Origin of the sequence: Robinsoniella sp. RHS (assembly GCF_001029355.1) — a bacterium.
Taxonomy (GTDB): Bacteria; Bacillota; Clostridia; order Lachnospirales; family Lachnospiraceae; genus Robinsoniella; species Robinsoniella peoriensis.
On record NZ_JNGB01000034.1, the window covers coordinates 42510 to 58494 of the forward strand.

The 15985-nt window shown below is 37.1% G+C and carries 18 protein-coding genes; 16 read left to right on the forward strand and 2 right to left on the reverse strand.

Going from position 1 to position 15985, the window contains the following annotated elements; translation table 11 throughout:
- Window positions 1-37 precede the first annotated feature (37 nt).
- From RHS_RS16120 to RHS_RS16130, 3 genes are read left to right on the forward strand one after another with little or no spacing between them, the layout of a single operon-like run.
- Window positions 38-709 carry a response regulator transcription factor gene (locus RHS_RS16120; protein WP_027294764.1) on the forward strand — a complete coding sequence of 224 codons (672 nt, stop codon included), beginning with the start codon at window positions 38-40 and terminating at the stop codon, window positions 707-709.
- Entirely contained in the window at window positions 710-1723 is a 1014-nt protein-coding gene (locus RHS_RS16125; protein ID WP_047833758.1) for a sensor histidine kinase, read from the forward strand. It begins immediately after the preceding gene.
- A 40-nt stretch (window positions 1724-1763) separates the two neighbouring features.
- Window positions 1764-2282, forward strand: a complete 519-nt coding sequence (locus RHS_RS16130; RefSeq protein ID WP_395022638.1) for a response regulator — start codon at window positions 1764-1766, stop codon at window positions 2280-2282.
- On the opposite strand, the gene RHS_RS31165 is transcribed toward RHS_RS16130, so the two are convergent.
- Window positions 2283-2420 carry a hypothetical protein gene (locus RHS_RS31165; protein WP_176731080.1) on the reverse strand — a complete coding sequence of 46 codons (138 nt, stop codon included), beginning with the start codon at window positions 2418-2420 and terminating at the stop codon, window positions 2283-2285. It abuts the gene before it with no gap.
- A 328-nt stretch (window positions 2421-2748) separates the two neighbouring features.
- Between RHS_RS31165 and RHS_RS31170 the strand changes: the two genes are divergently transcribed.
- From RHS_RS31170 to RHS_RS16185, 13 genes are all read left to right on the forward strand, one after another.
- A complete protein-coding gene (locus tag RHS_RS31170; RefSeq protein WP_083267456.1) occupies window positions 2749-3009 on the forward strand; it encodes an Ig-like domain-containing protein in 261 nt (86 codons plus the stop codon).
- 251 nt (window positions 3010-3260) lie between these two features.
- A complete protein-coding gene (locus RHS_RS16135) occupies window positions 3261-4199 on the forward strand; it encodes a leucine-rich repeat domain-containing protein (RefSeq protein WP_044297083.1) in 939 nt (312 codons plus the stop codon).
- Window positions 4200-4714: 515 nt separating this feature from the next.
- Window positions 4715-4852 (forward strand): hypothetical protein, encoded by a 138-nt coding sequence (locus RHS_RS31175; RefSeq protein WP_160295868.1) that lies wholly within the window; start codon window positions 4715-4717, stop codon window positions 4850-4852.
- 144 nt (window positions 4853-4996) lie between these two features.
- Complete coding sequence (locus tag RHS_RS31180) at window positions 4997-5683, forward strand: helix-turn-helix domain-containing protein (protein ID WP_395022642.1); 687 nt, start codon at window positions 4997-4999, stop codon at window positions 5681-5683.
- 510 nt (window positions 5684-6193) lie between these two features.
- Window positions 6194-6961 carry an ABC transporter ATP-binding protein gene (locus tag RHS_RS16145; protein WP_027294760.1) on the forward strand — a complete coding sequence of 256 codons (768 nt, stop codon included), beginning with the start codon at window positions 6194-6196 and terminating at the stop codon, window positions 6959-6961.
- Window positions 6954-8939: an ABC transporter permease gene (locus RHS_RS16150; RefSeq protein ID WP_027294759.1), complete on the forward strand. Its 1986-nt coding sequence runs from the start codon at window positions 6954-6956 to the stop codon at window positions 8937-8939. Before RHS_RS16145 ends, RHS_RS16150 begins: the two co-directional genes overlap by 8 nt.
- Before the next feature lie 175 nt (window positions 8940-9114).
- Window positions 9115-9708 (forward strand): recombinase family protein, encoded by a 594-nt coding sequence (locus RHS_RS16155; RefSeq protein WP_027294758.1) that lies wholly within the window; start codon window positions 9115-9117, stop codon window positions 9706-9708.
- Between the two features lie 176 nt (window positions 9709-9884).
- A complete protein-coding gene (locus tag RHS_RS16160; protein WP_027294757.1) occupies window positions 9885-10133 on the forward strand; it encodes a hypothetical protein in 249 nt (82 codons plus the stop codon).
- A 370-nt stretch (window positions 10134-10503) separates the two neighbouring features.
- Entirely contained in the window at window positions 10504-10893 is a 390-nt protein-coding gene (locus tag RHS_RS16165; RefSeq protein WP_027294756.1) for a GntR family transcriptional regulator, read from the forward strand.
- A complete protein-coding gene (locus tag RHS_RS16170; protein ID WP_027294755.1) occupies window positions 10871-11773 on the forward strand; it encodes an ABC transporter ATP-binding protein in 903 nt (300 codons plus the stop codon). The genes RHS_RS16165 and RHS_RS16170 overlap by 23 nt, the downstream gene beginning before the upstream one ends.
- Window positions 11748-13757 (forward strand): DUF6449 domain-containing protein, encoded by a 2010-nt coding sequence (locus RHS_RS16175; protein WP_047833760.1) that lies wholly within the window; start codon window positions 11748-11750, stop codon window positions 13755-13757. The genes RHS_RS16170 and RHS_RS16175 overlap by 26 nt, the downstream gene beginning before the upstream one ends.
- Window positions 13758-13870: 113 nt before the next feature.
- Window positions 13871-14860 carry a 2-hydroxyacid dehydrogenase gene (locus RHS_RS16180; RefSeq protein ID WP_047833761.1) on the forward strand — a complete coding sequence of 330 codons (990 nt, stop codon included), beginning with the start codon at window positions 13871-13873 and terminating at the stop codon, window positions 14858-14860.
- 84 nt (window positions 14861-14944) lie between these two features.
- On the forward strand, window positions 14945-15241 hold the full coding sequence (locus RHS_RS16185; protein ID WP_027294752.1) for a DUF3892 domain-containing protein: 297 nt from the start codon (window positions 14945-14947) through the stop codon (window positions 15239-15241).
- Window positions 15242-15366: 125 nt separating this feature from the next.
- Here the strand turns inward: RHS_RS16185 and RHS_RS16190 are convergent, their stop codons facing one another.
- A complete protein-coding gene (locus RHS_RS16190) occupies window positions 15367-15939 on the reverse strand; it encodes a xanthine phosphoribosyltransferase (protein WP_027294751.1) in 573 nt (190 codons plus the stop codon).
- Window positions 15940-15985 lie beyond the last annotated feature (46 nt).

The window sequence follows — 15985 nt, forward strand, 5'->3', positions numbered from 1 at the left end:
ACTGATAACAAGCGCATGATAGTGAAAGGATGACAGAATGTATAAAATATTGATTGTGGAAGATGATATGGTAATCGCTTCGTCTGTAAAGGATTATTTGCGGACATGGGGGATGGAAACCAGTGTTGTCACAGATTTTGAGAAAGTCATGGAAAATTTTATTGCATTTGATCCGCAGCTGGTATTGATGGATATTACACTGCCGTTTTTCAATGGATATCACTGGTGTCAGGAAATCAGGAAGATCTCTAAGGTTCCGATTGTTTTTCTTTCTTCTATGAGTGATAACATGAATATTGTAATGGCGATAAATATGGGTGGAGATGACTTTATAACCAAGCCATTTGATTTAACGGTACTTGCGGCGAAAGTTCAGGCAATGCTTCGAAGAACATATGCATTTCAGGGTCAGACTAATGTATTAGAACATAATGGTGCTATTTTAAATTTGAGTGATACCACTTTATTATATCAGGAACAAAAAACAGATCTGACAAAAAATGATTTTAAAATCCTTCAGATCTTATTGGAGAATGCAGGGAAGGTGGTATCCCGTGAAGCTATTATGGAGCGCCTATGGGAAAGTGACAGCTTTATTGATGATAATACGCTGACTGTTAATATCACCAGGCTGCGTAAAAAGTTAGAAGATATAGGTCTTGCCGGATTTATTGTAACAAAAAAGGGAATAGGATATATGGTGGTCTGAATGGAAAAAATCAAGGAATATAAGATAATCGGCAGATATATAATAGACCATCTGATGCAGATATTGGCAATCTTCATATTTTCCTTCATCTTCCTGCTGATTTTTTATTTATATGGCATTCCGGCTAAGATCTATAGTTATGCATTTTTACTGTGCTTTGCTGTTGGAGCTGTTATGTGTACGATTAGTTATTGGAAATATCGTAGCAAGCATTTAGCACTTTATGGGCTTTTTGGCAGGATAACCGTAGAATGTAATGATTTTCCAAATGCAGGAAATTTACTTGAGAAAGATTACCAGGAAATATTATTAAAACTTTTTCGTTACAGTGCTCAGGAAAAAGAACAGGAAGAGCGCAGCAAAAAAGATATGATGGATTATTACACATTGTGGGCACATCAGATCAAAACTCCGATTACCGCAATGCGCCTTCTGATTCAAGTAGAGGACAATGCCAGAAATCAGGGGCTTTTACAGCAGCTGCTTAAAATTGAGCGGTATGTTGATATGGTATTGCAATATCTGCGTATGGAGAATATGTCGGCAGATTTAAAGCTTCAGGAATATAAAGTACTGGATTTGGTTCGAAAAGCGGTGAAGCATGATAGTTCTGTGTTCATTTACCGTAAGATTCCTTTCGAATTAAAAGAAATGGATAATACAGTGATAACTGATGAAAAATGGATGGTTTTTGTGATCGAACAGATTTTATCTAACTCACTTAAATATACCAATGAAGGAAAAATATCGGTTTACATGGATCCAGATGAACGTGAGACCTTAATTATCGAAGATACCGGTATCGGGATTCAGGAAGAGGATCTTCCCCGTATATTCGAAAATGGATTTACCGGATATAATGGACGTATGGGAAAGAAGTCTACCGGAATTGGGTTATATCTTTGCAAGAAGATATTAGATAGGCTTGGACATTCCATAAAAGTTTCTTCAAAGGTTGGACAGGGCACCCGGATTGCAATTGATCTGTACAGAGAACATCTGGAAACGGAATAAATAGATAGTAATATATGATTTAAATTAAGGAGCGGCTCCAGTGGGAGCCGCTGTTTTTGGTAAAGATTTCATTTTTAGGATCATACTTGATGGTGTAGTTTTGATGTCATTGATAAAATATACTAAAGGCACATTGAAGTATGAAAAGTACTTGAAAAGCGCTGAAAATGAAGTGAAAGTGAGTAGAGAGGAGTGTTGCAGAATGAATATAATGGTGGTTGACAGTAATCAACAGCATCTGGATGATCTTGTAGCTAAAATACAGCTGGTGTTTACAAATGATACAGTAGTTTCTTTTACAGATCCTTTGCTGGCAGTTAAATACGCACATAACAGTCGTGTAGATCAATTATTTACAGAGGTTTTAATGCGTAGAATAGATGGATTTATGCTGGTATCCAGGGTGCGTAAATGTAATCCGCAGGCCAATGTCATTTTTGTAACGGAAAACGACCGATATATTCGGGAAGCAACCGCCATTTGTGCAGATGGTTATCTTATTAAACCTATTTCTATAAAAAAACTTGAGGGATGCATGGAGTGGCAACCCTATTCATAATTAGTTGTAAAATTCATTCACTGCTGCAAAAAAAGCATGAAATCCTGCTGCCGGAGTTACATTGCCCATTGCTATGGTATCTTCCGGTATATGTGTCATCATATCAGCCATAATATGATTACTGGCTAGAATTAGCATTGTGGTGGCTTCATAGGGGATAAATTATGATGTGGCAGCCAATGAAATGGTGATTTCAGAGTAGTCGATAGGACAATAACAATTGATGTGCATCAGGCGCTCAACAATTCAGTTTAAGGATGTTGAAATATGGTATAAAAGCGTCGGTATATCTTTTAATAAATGTAATTGCAGAGTAAAAAATCATGTATTTCAATGCTCATATTAGTGGATTGTAAAAAAAGAGAATGAGGAATAAAACTAAATCTGCTCAGAAAAACTGGAGTTTTTCCGGTTATACTGTAACATGTACAGTAAAAGACAACAGTGAAGTTAAGCTACCTGCAATATAAATGTTAAGGAGAGAAAGGCTACCAAGGTAAAACTAAGCCGTAAGAGACTAACACTGAAAGTTGGCAGGAAATTCGCACTGAAAGCAACGGTATATCCAAAGAACACAACAGATACGAAAAAATGGACAATAAACAAAAAAGGAATTGTTAAGGTTTCCAGCAAGGGTGTAGTCACTGGGCTTAAGAAGGGGAGATGTAGAATCACGCTTAAGACAAGCAGTGGAAAAAGCGCATATTGTAATGTGAAAGTAGAATAAGATTTAAGGATAGAGGCGTACTTTGGTATGTCTCTATTTTTTTGAAAGCATTTATCTACGATGTGTAATGAATAATATTACCAACTAGACGAGGATGGCTACCAGTTAGTCAATAGGGGGGTGAAAAATTGATAAAAATATGATATATATTTAAATATAATACTGTGAACTTTTTGTGAAAATATAGGAAGAAGGGAGAAGAGTGCTTCTAAATAAAATCTAAACAAGATCTTAATTATGAGGAGAAGAATATGTATAGAAAAAAACAAATATTTTTGACATCATTAGTTATTTTAATGTGTGTATTGATGCCGTTGAATGTAATGGCTGCAAAAAGTAAAATTATTCCTAATGACGAAACTGGAATACCAGATAGAGTTTTGTATCAAACTATATTACGTGAAGTTGGAAAAAGCAAAAATTTTACAGAAAAAGATGCAGAAAAAATAAAGCGATTAGACGCCAGTAAAGATAAAATAAAAAACAAAATAAAAACATTAAAAGGAATAGGAAAGCTTAAAAATCTAACTAAATTAGATGTTTCGTCTAATAATATAAAATCCTTATCGGGTATAGAAAATTTATTCAATTTAACTAGTTTATATGCTGATCATAATCAAATTACAAATATTAACCCAATAAAAAACTTATTTAATATAAGATATGTTTCGTTGAATTATAATAAAATATCAAGTTTAAAAAGTATTGAAAAATTAACACAACTAGAATCACTTGATGTTCAGATTAATAAAATAAAAAAAATACCAGACCTAAATCGATATACAAGTCTTTCAGAAATCGGACTAAAGTATAATAAAATAAGTGAAGAAGAACTTAATAAAAAAATACCACGGCATTGGAGAAGAAATAGTATTTGGTATAAGAGTACCGTTAAACTTCAGAATTTAGTAAAAACTATAACGCTTGTTAAACCTACATCTTTTAGTGTTATCAATAAAAACACAAAAAAAATATCAGGTATTGCAAATAAAAATTCAACAATATCCCTTAGAGATCCAAAGGGTAAAAAGATTGTTTCCGTTAAAACGGATAGAAAAGGCAAGTTTACATTTAGAAATCTAAACCTGAAAAAATGGGCAGGAATGACATTATCTTTACAGTCATTTGTTGTCGATCAACTTTATGGGGAAAAGAACATATTGAAAGAAGTTAAATTTACAGTCCGCTAACAGTAGTAAAGAGCATAACATTTGTTAATCCTTCATCCTATAAAAAGATTAATAAAAATACTAAGATAATATCAGGCATTACAAATAAGAATTCAAAAATAGTGTTAAGAGATCCTAGTGGGAATAAAATTGCAGCAGTTAAATCAGATAGGAGAGGTAAATTTACATTTAAAAACTTAAATCTTATTCAATGGGCAAATAAACGATTGACATTAGAGGCATATGTAGTGGACTCGTTTTATAATGACGATAACGAATCTTATACATTGAAAGAAGTTAATTTTATTGTCCAAAATTAATAACCAAATCATTTTAAATTAAACACCACAATAACAAGCCTGTAACCGCTTAAACGCAGTTATGGGCTTATTTAATTTAAGGCAAACGTGGATAGCTTTTACAGCTCACCCGAGGGCGGATAGTCCAGAACCGGGCAGTTAGCAGAATCCCCGGAGCATGACGGCATCCAGTCAGGAGGGCATTTGGCAAACGGTTTAAATAGGAGGAAAACAGGAATGACAAAAAAGGAAATGATAAAGCGGAAACAGAGAAAAGAGTTATGGGGTTTTGCAGAGCTTACCGATGCAACCGAGCTTATGGTCCAAATGGTGAAAGCCGCAGGGGTGACGGAGCAGCTGAAATCTGTTGCGTGAAATGTAGATCAACAATGATCGATTGAACATTTGTTAAATTCTACTGTTAGTTTACTTCATTTTTGCGCAATTCTACTGTATGTTTCTTGTGTGAATGCTTTTTTTCTTGTAAAATAAACATATAAATATACGAAGGAGCTTAGTATGAAAAATGAAAAAATGGGACAGTTAATATCAGAGTTACGAAAATCGAATCAAATGACACAAAAAGATTTGGCGGCAAAACTTCACGTCAGCGATAAGGCAGTATCGAAATGGGAATGTGGGCTAAGTTTCCCTGACATTTCATTGCTATTGCCTCTTTCAGACATTCTTGGAATCACAATAGCGGAATTGCTAAATGGCGAAAAAAATAATTCGGAAGAGGCAAATATGAAAGCAAGTATCCACAATGCTTTGGAATATGGAGTAAAGACAGCAATGGGCAAAATTAAAATGACCCAAAATATCTGGGCTGCTGTTTTTTCCTTTTTTCTTCTATTGGCTATCATTGTAGTATCCCTTGTAAATTTAATGGTTTCCAATACATTTACATGGTCTCTCATACCAATTAGTGTGAGCATTTTTGCATGGCTTGTATTTTTTCCTGCGATAAAGTTTGGGATGAAGGGAATCATCGGTTCGCTCATCAATATAAGCATTTTTCTTGTACCATTTTTGTATGTGCTTGATTATGCGATAAATAGTTTAACGGAGTACCATGTACCGATTTTTTCCATGGGTATTAGTATAGCACCCATTCTGATAGTGTTTTTTTGGGTTGCATTTTTCCTCTTCAAAAAATTGAGGGCAAGAAAGTTGCTTACAGTGCTGTTTTGTTGTTGCTTTTAAGCCCAGTAACCTTTATGGTGAACCTTTTTCTTGATGTAACACAGGGGCAAGGGCAAATATGGTCGAGTACACTCTCTATTATAAATGCTCTAATTCCGTTAGCGGCCGCCGTCATACTCTTTATCCTATACTATGTTATTTATTGGAAAAAGAGCAAAGTATAATCAATTTCCCCATAACTCGTTCTTGAAATAGAACCATACCTATGACAGATAGAGTTTATAATATTATAAAGGAAAAAAAGAAATACTACTTTATTAATAAAAAAACTTCACACCATTTTTACACCATTTGACCATGGAGATATAAGGTTTTATAAGGATTTATATGAAAGCTAAAATGCTGAAACCCCTCTAATATGGGCATATATGTAGATATCAGGAGTTATATATTACTTTACAACCTTACAGAAATGTAAGCTATCGAATAGAAAATGTAAGCTAATATTATGGCAGTCCATTTCTTTTTTTATTACAATAAGATCAGAAAAAGTTAGAGAGGAAGAAGACTATGGCACTTTTAGAAGTAAAAAATTTAAAAAAAATATATACCACCCGTTTTGGAGGGAATCAGGTACAGGCATTAACCGATGTGAATTTCTCTGTTGAGGAAGGCGAGTATGTCGCTATTATGGGGGAGTCCGGATCCGGTAAAACCACGTTATTGAATATACTTGCATCTTTGGACAAACCAACCAGCGGAGATGTTTTGTTAAATGGAAATAGTATGTTGTCGGTAAAAGACAAAGGTCTTGCGGCATTTCGCAGAGAGAACCTGGGTTTTGTTTTTCAGGATTTCAATTTGCTGGATACTTTTTCATTAGAAGATAATATTTATCTGCCGCTGGTTTTATCCGGTAAAAATTATAAAGAGATGCGTCAGAGACTGGAACCTCTGGCAGAGAAACTGCACATTCAGGATATTTTGAAGAAATATCCATATGAAGTTTCCGGAGGTCAGAAACAGAGAGCAGCGGCGGCAAGAGCTTTGATTACAAATCCCCAGATTGTATTGGCAGATGAGCCTACCGGTGCGCTGGATTCAAAATCATCGGATCAGATGTTAAAGTTGTTTTCCCGTATTAATAAGGAAGGGCAGACAATTCTAATGGTAACCCACAGTACCAGGGCTGCAAGCCATGCGCAGCGCGTATTGTTTATAAAAGACGGTGAGGTATTCCATCAGTTATACAGAGGATCTATGAATAATGATGCCATGTTCCAGAAAATAACGGAGACCTTGACGGTATTAGCGTCAGGAGGTGAAGAGAATGCGTAATTCTTTTTACCCTAAAATGGCAGTAACGAACATTCGTAAAAATGCCGGAATGTATGTGCCTTATATGCTGACCTGCATATGTACGATTATCATGTATCTGGTTATGAGTGCTATTTCGGGCAATCCGGGAATCGATGAGATGCGTGGGAGTGAATCGTTAAGAATGGTATTGCAATTTGGGCAGTCAATCATAGCAATTTTTTCAGTGATTTTTCTGTTCTATACGAATAGCTTCTTAATGAAGCGCCGGAAAAAAGAACTGGGGCTATACAGTATCCTGGGCCTGGAAAAGCGCCATATAGGCAGAATATTGCTCTATGAATGTATTTTTACCTCTGCCGTATCCCTTGGGATTGGATTATTGGGGGGAATTTTAATTAGTAAACTGATGTTCCTGATCCTGCTTAAGCTGATTCAGACAAATGTTGATTTTGAATTTATCATGAGTAGGGATGCGATTTGCAGTACGCTGATTCTTTTTGGGATTATATTTGCCTGTACGCTGCTTTCAAATCTTTTTATGACTGGAAAAAGTAAACCGATTGAGCTTCTCTACGGAGGGAATAAGGGGGAAAAAGAGCCCAAGGCAAGATGGATCACAGCTCTTATTGGATTAATATGTACGGCTGTCGGCTATTTTATGGCAATTACCGTGAAATCTCCGATTGATGCATTGATTCAGTTTTTCATTGCAGTTTTGCTTGTCATTGTAGGCACCTACCTCTTGTTTATTACCGGAAGCATAGCGCTTCTTAAAATACTGAAGAAAAACAAGGCGTTTTATTACCGGCAAAAGCATTTCACATCTGTTTCCGGTATGATCTACCGCATGAAGCAGAATGCAGTAGGACTTGCAAATATCTGTATTCTCAGTACAGGGGTTCTGCTCAGTATCGCAACAACGATTTCTCTAAATATCGGAATTGAAGAATTGATTCATAATATGTATCCGGAGCAATATTCTATGACTTCCTACCATGCAACAGAAGAGGAAGTGGAGCAGATGAAGAATATTGTATATCAAGAAGCTGAAAAAAATAATATCAAGGTAAAGGATTATTTTCAATACCGCTATAATTCACTGGGAGTTTCTCAGATAGATAATGAATTACAGTTAGTGGGAGTGGATCAGGGAAATCTCAGCGCCTGTATGTTAATGACCGTTGACAATTATAATGAGGTAATGGGTACGGATAAGAAACTGGCAGAAGATGAGGTGCTGATCATTGACTTTAAGAAAAGCTTTGCCTATCCAACCTTAAGAATAGGGAGCAGTGAATATAAAGTATCTGAAGAAATCAAAGATAATGATATGATAGCAAACCTTACAATTAATATGCTGGATGGGTATGGAGTCGTTTTTGCAAATCAGGAGATTATCAATAATATTTGTATAGCCGCAGGTACAGACATAAATTCGGGAAGTGAGGAACCGGATACTTTTATTGGATTTAATGCAGACGGAGACCAGAAAACGCTGGATCATTTTACTAATGTACTTCATAAGAAATTGAGGACAATGCTGGAAGCCAGTGAAGATCTTTTTATTAACCTCAGCGACAGAGACAGTGGAGCAGCTATGCTCAGGGCATCAATTAGCAGTTTCTTATTTATTGGCGTATTTATAGGAGTCTTATTCCTGATGGCAACTGTTTTGATTATTTATTATAAGCAGATTTCTGAAGGATATGAAGATAAAGAACGATTTTCTATTATGCAGAAGGTGGGGATGAGTAAAGGGGAAGTAAAAAAGAGTATAAGGAGTCAGATTCTCACGGTCTTTTTCCTCCCATTGGTAGTTGCGATCCTGCATGTAGCAGCAGCATTTAACATGATGAGCAAACTTTTATTTATGTTTGGTTTATTCAATACGGATCTATTTGTAATATGCACAATCGGTACCATTATCATTTTTGCCATCATATATAGTTTTGTATTTACAATGACGGCTAAGACATATTATAAAATAGTTGGCTGATATTTAAAAAGTAACATCTATAAAAACAGTACTTTTTCTTTATTTCTAACGAAATAGAGGCAGAAAGTACTGTTTTTTCTTGTAATAATGGTAATTACCATAAATTGGTAATAATTTTCTGCTCATTTTCCGTTATCATAATTTCATACGAAAGAAGAAAGGATATGATGAGATTATGAAAACATACGGTTATATCAGAGTGTCATCCAAGGACCAGAACGAGGATAGGCAGCTGCTTGCACTACAGGCACTGCCTGTTTTAATGGAGAATATCTATATGGATAAGCTCAGTGGAAAGGATTTTAACCGGCCCGCATATAAAAAGCTGGTACGAAGGATGAAAGAGGGGGATTTGCTGGTGATTAAGAGCATTGACCGGCTGGGGAGAAATTATGAAGAAATTATTTATCAGTGGAGAGTATTGACAAAAGAGAAAAAAATAGATATCTATGTGCTGGATATGCCATTGCTGGATACCAGGCAGGGTAAGGATCTGATGGGTACTTTTATTGCTGATTTAGTGCTGCAGCTATTAAGCTTTGTAGCGGAAAACGAAAGACAGAATATAAGAACCAGGCAGGCGGAGGGGATTGCAGCAGCGCGTTTGAAAGGGGTTCGCTTTGGAAGGCCGCGGAAACCGATTCATCCGGATTTCCCGAAATGGAGAAAGGTTTGGCTGAATGGAGAAATATCCAGCCGCAAGGCGGCAAAGAAAATGGGAATTTCCCATCAGACATTTCTTAATTGGTTAAAAATGGAAAATAATTAAATTTTTATCAAAAATTGTAGACTTTTTTTGCCAGTTAAAGTAGACTTTTTTTGACATACTATGTATAATACTAAATGTAGGGTTAAATGCTATTATTTACCACTTTCTAATCTGTCAAAAAAAGTCTACTTTTCTAGACGGATGTTATCATATTGTTCGGAAAGGAAGCACAAATTATGGAGAACTTTAATAAGTCTGTACTGGATATTTTAGCGCAGGAGCTTGACTGTTATGTTTCAGACTTGCGCCAGGTAAATACAAAATACAATAAGACAAAGATATGTGCAGCCATCAAAGGTATCCCGGCATTGCAATTCCCGGCAAGTGAATGGAATGTAACCATAAACTATATGTTAGAAGAAGATGCAGACTATCAGAATTCCGAAGAAGCCAGAGATTATTTGTTAAAAAGCTTAGGAGCGTAGGTGCACATAAATATAATATATACATTCATACATATCAGGGAGTAAAAGAGCTTTTGTATTGAGTATGTGGGCGGTAAGAGTCAGCATGGAAAAAATTCAAAGAAATGGTACGAATTGTGCAGCAATCCGGGTAGTTTTCACGCACAGGTGAGAATAGCCCGGCTTTTTTTGTGCGGAATCTTAAAGATTCCCATTTGATAAAGTAGAATTTCTGAACTTCCGAATGTGGGGTGAGGGTCTTCATTCTAAGTAGAATTGATGTTTTAAATCTTTAGATTTTCCTAAGAAATATAGCGTTGACAAAAACAATGTATGTGTACTAATATAGATAGTACAGATAATATGGCAGTATTTCAGAAAGGAGAGTCTCATGATTATTGTTGACTACAAAGACAGGCGGCCCATTTATGAGCAAATTGTGGAAAAGTTTCAAATGCTGATTGTGAAGGGTGTAATGGAGCCTGACAGTCAGATGCCTTCTGTACGCAAGCTGGCAATGGATTTATCAATCAACCCCAATACAATCCAGAAAGCTTATACGCAACTGGAGCAGCAGGGATTTATCTACCCTGTAAAAGGAAAGGGGAATTTTGTCACAGGAGACAGAAATCTGCTGATACAAAAGAAGAAAGTTGTTTTTGATGATTTTCAGACGGTTGTATCACAGGGAAAGGAATTAGGAATCACGAGGGATGAATTTTACATTAAAGTTGATGAGGTGTATGGGGAGGTAAAGTATGATAGAAGTAATGTCCATTAGTAAGTCATTTGGCGACATTAAAGCAATTACGGATATCAGCACTACGATTCGGGAGGGTTCCGTATTTGGCTTGGTTGGAACCAACGGAGCCGGAAAAAGTACCTTCATGAGAATTCTGAGTGGGATATTAAAGGCAGACAAAGGATCTGTCAAGATTGATAATATGGAAGTTTTTGAAAATATTCAGGCAAAAAAGTTAATTTGCTTTATCCCCGACACACCGTATTATTTTAACAATGCTACGGTAAAGGAAATGATGGAGTATTATAAAATTATCTATCCTGAGTTCAGTGAATTTCGATTTATAGAACTGATAGAAAAATTTGGACTGGATATGAAACGCAAAATCAATACATTTTCAAAAGGTATGAAAAAACAAGTATCTGTATTGCTTGGAATTTGCACTAACACGAAATATCTGCTGTGTGATGAAACGTTTGACGGGCTTGACCCAGTTATGAGACAGGCGGTAAAGAGTATCTTTGCAAGTGAAATTTTAAACAGGGAGTTTACGCCGATTATTGCGTCCCATAACTTAAGAGAGTTGGAAGATATCTGCGACCACGTGGGTCTGCTGCATGAAGGCGGTATCCTGTTGTCAAGAGATCTGGAAGATATGAGATTTGAAATCCATAAGCTGCAGTATGTAATTCAGAACCCTACGGCGGAAGAGGAAATTCTAAAAGAGCTGGATGTAATGCAGTATGAAAAGAGAGGTTCTCTTGTATCCCTCACCGTACGCGGTAAGAAGGAAGCAATTCTGGCATTGGTTGGAAGCAAGAAACCTTTATTTTATGAAATACTTCCACTGTCGCTTGAGGAAATATTTATTAGTGAAACGGAGGTGGCAGGATATGACATCAAAAATCTCATTCTCTAAGTTATTGAAGCAGGATTTGAAACGAAGCGGCGGCATTATAGCGATTATCTCTCTGGTATTTTTCCTGCTATTTACGGTACGGGGGATATTTACCTTAGACCAGATGCTGGCAAGCCTTAAAAATGGAGGCTGGACCATGAAAGAAGTAACGGCACAGTTTGCCGATCTTCTGAGTTATAACGGTGTCATTATTTTTCTCACAGTATCCAGTGCAGTTTTATGCGGTGTATCCAGATTTTGCTATCTGCATTCTTCTACAAAACTGGATTTTTACCACAGTCTTCCCATTAAGAGAGACCACTTCTTCTGGGTGCAGTTTTTAAGTGGAATTTTGCAGTTTGTGGTACCTTTTCTTGTAAATATGCTGATTGTTCTGTTCATCGGGGCACTTAGAGGAGTAACTACCGGCGGAGTAGTGGGTCAGGTGCTGCTGGGAGGATTTATTCATATTTTATTCTACCTGCTGCTTTATATAACGGTAATTCTTGCCATGATGCTCACAGGTAAAATTGTGGTGGGTATACTTGCTGTAACTGTATTTTTGTTGTATCTGCCCGGAGTTATTTTCCTGGCGACAGGACTATTTAGTATCTTCTTTAAAACATTTTATCAGAATGAAAGTTTCTGGATGCAGCTGGCGGAATATTTTTCACCTCTTTTCCTTTATGGACTAACGATTGGAGCTGCCAGTGAGGGATCAATGTTCCTGAAAGAACTGCTGATTGCAATAGCGGCATTCGCAGCAATGCTTGTAATCGTGCTTTATCTGTACCGTATACGCTCTTCTGAAGCATCTGAGCGTGCAATAGCATTTCCAAAATCAGAATCGGTTATTAAATTCCTGTTGGTAGTGCCCATATCAATCGGGTGCGGATTTATAGCCCATATGATGGCAATTGAAGGTAAGGACCTTTGGCTGGCATTTGGTGTGATTTTTGGCGGAGTAATAAGCAGTGCGATTATTGAGTTTATTTATCATATTGATTTTACAAAAGTATTGGCTAGAAAGAAACTGATGCTGGCATCGCTGATCGTATCATTTGCGATTATTGGAATATTCCGGTTCGATGTATTTGGTTATGACCGCAATATACCTAAAGAAGAAAATGTGGAAAGTGCAGCTATCTGGATTGACGGCCTGGCAACCAATGTATACGAGAAGTGGAGTGACAATGGAATTTACATTTCCGGTACCGATACGAAATCATATGTACTGGATCATATGCAGGTGACAAAGATGGACAGGATTTATGAAATCGTAGAGTCTGCTATAAATAAACCGGAAGATGTATCAACGAATTATGTGATTGTGAAATACCGTCTGAAAAACGGAAAAGAAAAGATTCGTTCCTATCAGGCAGAGCATAGTGTACTTGAAAAAGCATTAGCAGATCTTTATCAGACACAGGAGTTTAAAGAAGGATTATATCCGGCAATTAATCTGACTGGAGATGAGGTCGGCAAGATAGAGCTGGTGAAAACGGATGAATCCATTCAGCTGAATCTGAACAGCAAGCAGCTTATTTCTCTGGTTGATACCTTCCGGGAAGAACTTGCAAATATGAAATACGAAGACATGAAAGCATCCAGTCTGGTCAGCATCCGGTTAGAGGGAATCAATAAAAAGGTTCCAAGTGGAACGTATACCTTATATCCCTGCTTTGAAAAAACTCTGGCACTGTTGAAGGAATATGGTTACAGTGTAGACGCAAAACTTGACCCGGATAAGGTGATTTCAATGAGAGTTTTGAAGTATGAAGAAAAGGGCAGCCGGGAAGAAGTCTTTAGCTCGAAGGAAGATTTCAAGGAAATTGCGGAAAATCTGGTAAATTCAGGTGTAAATGACTACTTCCTGTTTCCCCAGTCTTCCGCTTACGATGTGAACGTAACTTATAAAAATGAAAAGGGTGATACCATAACAAGCTATATGTACTTGTATAATGATAACATCCCCCAGTGTATCAAGGACAGATTTGATGATTGATGAAAAATCGGAGCCTATCATCCAATTAAAAAGCGTGTTATAATAATAGAGCATCCTGTGACTTTTGCTGCAGGATGCTCTATTACCTTTTAAATAAGAAGAGGAGGTATCACATGAAGATTTTATTTTTTGGAACAAAGAATTACGATGAAGAATTTTTTTCGAAAATACTGCAGGATAAAACATATGAAGATCTTGACATCACATATATAGAGCCAAATCTGACACCGGAAACGGCCAGTCTGGCATGGGGATATGATGCAGTCTGCGCATTTGTAAATATGGATTTGAGCGCACCCGCTATAGATATGCTGAATAAATGCGGTGTGAAATTAATTCTGATGCGCTCGGCAGGATATAATAATGTAGATCTGGACCAGGCAAAAAAATATGGCATTACGGTTATGCATGTACCCGGGTATTCACCGGAAGCGGTGGCAGAACATGCAATGGCGCTGGTTCTGACCGCAAACCGTCATACTCATAAGGCTTATATTAAAGGCCGTGAAAATGATTTCAGCTTAAGCGGTCTAATGGGAGTTAATCTCTATGGTAAAACTGCCGGTATCATAGGCACCGGTAAAATCGGAATAGCAATGGCACGAATCTGCAGAGGATTTGGCATGCGGGTGATCGGATACGACCTTTATCCTAACAATACGCTGGACTTTTTGGAATATGTGGATCTGGATACACTGTTAAAGGAATCGGATTTGATTTCCCTTCATTGTCCTATGTTTGAAAATACCTATCATTTAATTAATACGGAAACGATTAATAAAATGAAAGATGGTGTTATACTGGTCAATACATCCAGAGGCGGACTTATCAAAACAGAAGATCTCATAAAGGGAATCAGAGAAGGAAAGTTCTTTGCCGTGGGTCTGGATGTGTATGAAGAAGAAAATGGCAGTGTGTATGAAGATCTCTCTGAGAGAATACTGGGTCATTCTACAATGGCAAGGCTATTATCTTTTCCGAATGTAATGGTTACATCCCACCAGGGTTTTTTTACAAAAGAGGCATTAAATGCAATCAGTCAGACAACGGTTGATAATGCTATGGCATTCATAAACGGGGTTAAAAACGGAAATGAATTATAATAAATTTTAGCGGGTGTAAAGGAAAGATCTATGTATAACCTGCGGGGATTTGCAGACACTATTTCTGACAGGAGGTGTCATACAATGGAAGATAATAATACATTGGGTATTGCCCTGGCACGTAATGCCTTAGATCAAATTCCCAATCCTCAAAGTGATGCACAAACAATTATAGGCCTTGTTAAGAATGGGGGACGTGTTACCGGTTATCAATTATCGGACGGTTCAACCGTTTCTAAAGAAGAAGGAGTATTCCTTGCAAAAGAAGGGGGTATCCGGGGTGTGGGTATTGCACACCGCAATGGTTCGGAATACCTGAAGTCACTACCTGACGATACAGAAAATAACAACCTGAGTAATCTGCCATCTGTATCAGGCTGAGCGAAGTAAATCTGCCGGTCAGAAGTTTCAGACAATTTAAAAGGATGGTATGCCATAATGAAATTTTGTTATGGCATGTCATCCTTTTTATATAATCCTTTTTAATAGGAAATGATAGAGAATAATTAACCGCGGAATGTTAATCCGTCATCAGTCATAGATTCTACAATGGCAAGAGATTCCAGATGAACGCCCTGTTCCCGTATCATGGAGCCGCCTTCCTGAAATCCTTTTTCAATGACGATTCCGGCGCCTTCAATAGTTGCACCGGCCTGTTTCACAATTTCTATCAGTCCTCTGAGCGCGCATCCGTTTGCCAGGAAGTCATCGATAATTAATACATGGTCATCTGCGTTTAAGAAACGTTTTGACAAAATGACATCGTATGTACGTTTGTGGGTAAAAGATTCTACCTTTGACTGGTATACATCGCCATCAATATTAATACTCTGTGCTTTTTTTGCAAAAATTACCGGAACGTTAAAATATTGAGCTGCAATACAGGCAATGCCGATGCCGGATGCTTCTATGGTTAAGATCTTAGTAATCTTATCGCTGGGAAAGCGTCTTCGGAACTCTTTTCCGATTTCATTAATTAACTGGATGTCCATCTGATGATTCAAAAAGCTGTCCACTTTTAATACATGACCGGGCTTTACTACGCCATCTTTTAAAATACGATCTTTTAATAACTGCATTTCTTTAATTCCTCCACTGGGTTGATGTTATTTTATCATACAATAT

Coding starts and splice junctions, on each gene's coding strand:
- RHS_RS16125 (WP_047833758.1), top strand. CDS start 710: ATGGAAAAAATCAAGGAATATAAGATAATCGGCAGATATATAATAGAC.
- RHS_RS16170 (WP_027294755.1), top strand. CDS start 10,871: ATGATAGAAGTAATGTCCATTAGTAAGTCATTTGGCGACATTAAAGCA.
- RHS_RS16135 (WP_044297083.1), top strand. CDS start 3,261: ATGTATAGAAAAAAACAAATATTTTTGACATCATTAGTTATTTTAATG.
- RHS_RS16185 (WP_027294752.1), top strand. CDS start 14,945: ATGGAAGATAATAATACATTGGGTATTGCCCTGGCACGTAATGCCTTA.
- RHS_RS31165 (WP_176731080.1), bottom strand. CDS start 2,420: ATGCTAATTCTAGCCAGTAATCATATTATGGCTGATATGATGACACAT.
- RHS_RS16150 (WP_027294759.1), top strand. CDS start 6,954: ATGCGTAATTCTTTTTACCCTAAAATGGCAGTAACGAACATTCGTAAA.
- RHS_RS16180 (WP_047833761.1), top strand. CDS start 13,871: ATGAAGATTTTATTTTTTGGAACAAAGAATTACGATGAAGAATTTTTT.
- RHS_RS16160 (WP_027294757.1), top strand. CDS start 9,885: ATGGAGAACTTTAATAAGTCTGTACTGGATATTTTAGCGCAGGAGCTT.
- RHS_RS16145 (WP_027294760.1), top strand. CDS start 6,194: ATGGCACTTTTAGAAGTAAAAAATTTAAAAAAAATATATACCACCCGT.
- RHS_RS16190 (WP_027294751.1), bottom strand. CDS start 15,939: ATGCAGTTATTAAAAGATCGTATTTTAAAAGATGGCGTAGTAAAGCCC.
- RHS_RS31180 (WP_395022642.1), top strand. CDS start 4,997: ATGAAAAATGAAAAAATGGGACAGTTAATATCAGAGTTACGAAAATCG.
- RHS_RS16165 (WP_027294756.1), top strand. CDS start 10,504: ATGATTATTGTTGACTACAAAGACAGGCGGCCCATTTATGAGCAAATT.
- RHS_RS16155 (WP_027294758.1), top strand. CDS start 9,115: ATGAAAACATACGGTTATATCAGAGTGTCATCCAAGGACCAGAACGAG.
- RHS_RS16175 (WP_047833760.1), top strand. CDS start 11,748: ATGACATCAAAAATCTCATTCTCTAAGTTATTGAAGCAGGATTTGAAA.
- RHS_RS31175 (WP_160295868.1), top strand. CDS start 4,715: ATGACAAAAAAGGAAATGATAAAGCGGAAACAGAGAAAAGAGTTATGG.
- RHS_RS16120 (WP_027294764.1), top strand. CDS start 38: ATGTATAAAATATTGATTGTGGAAGATGATATGGTAATCGCTTCGTCT.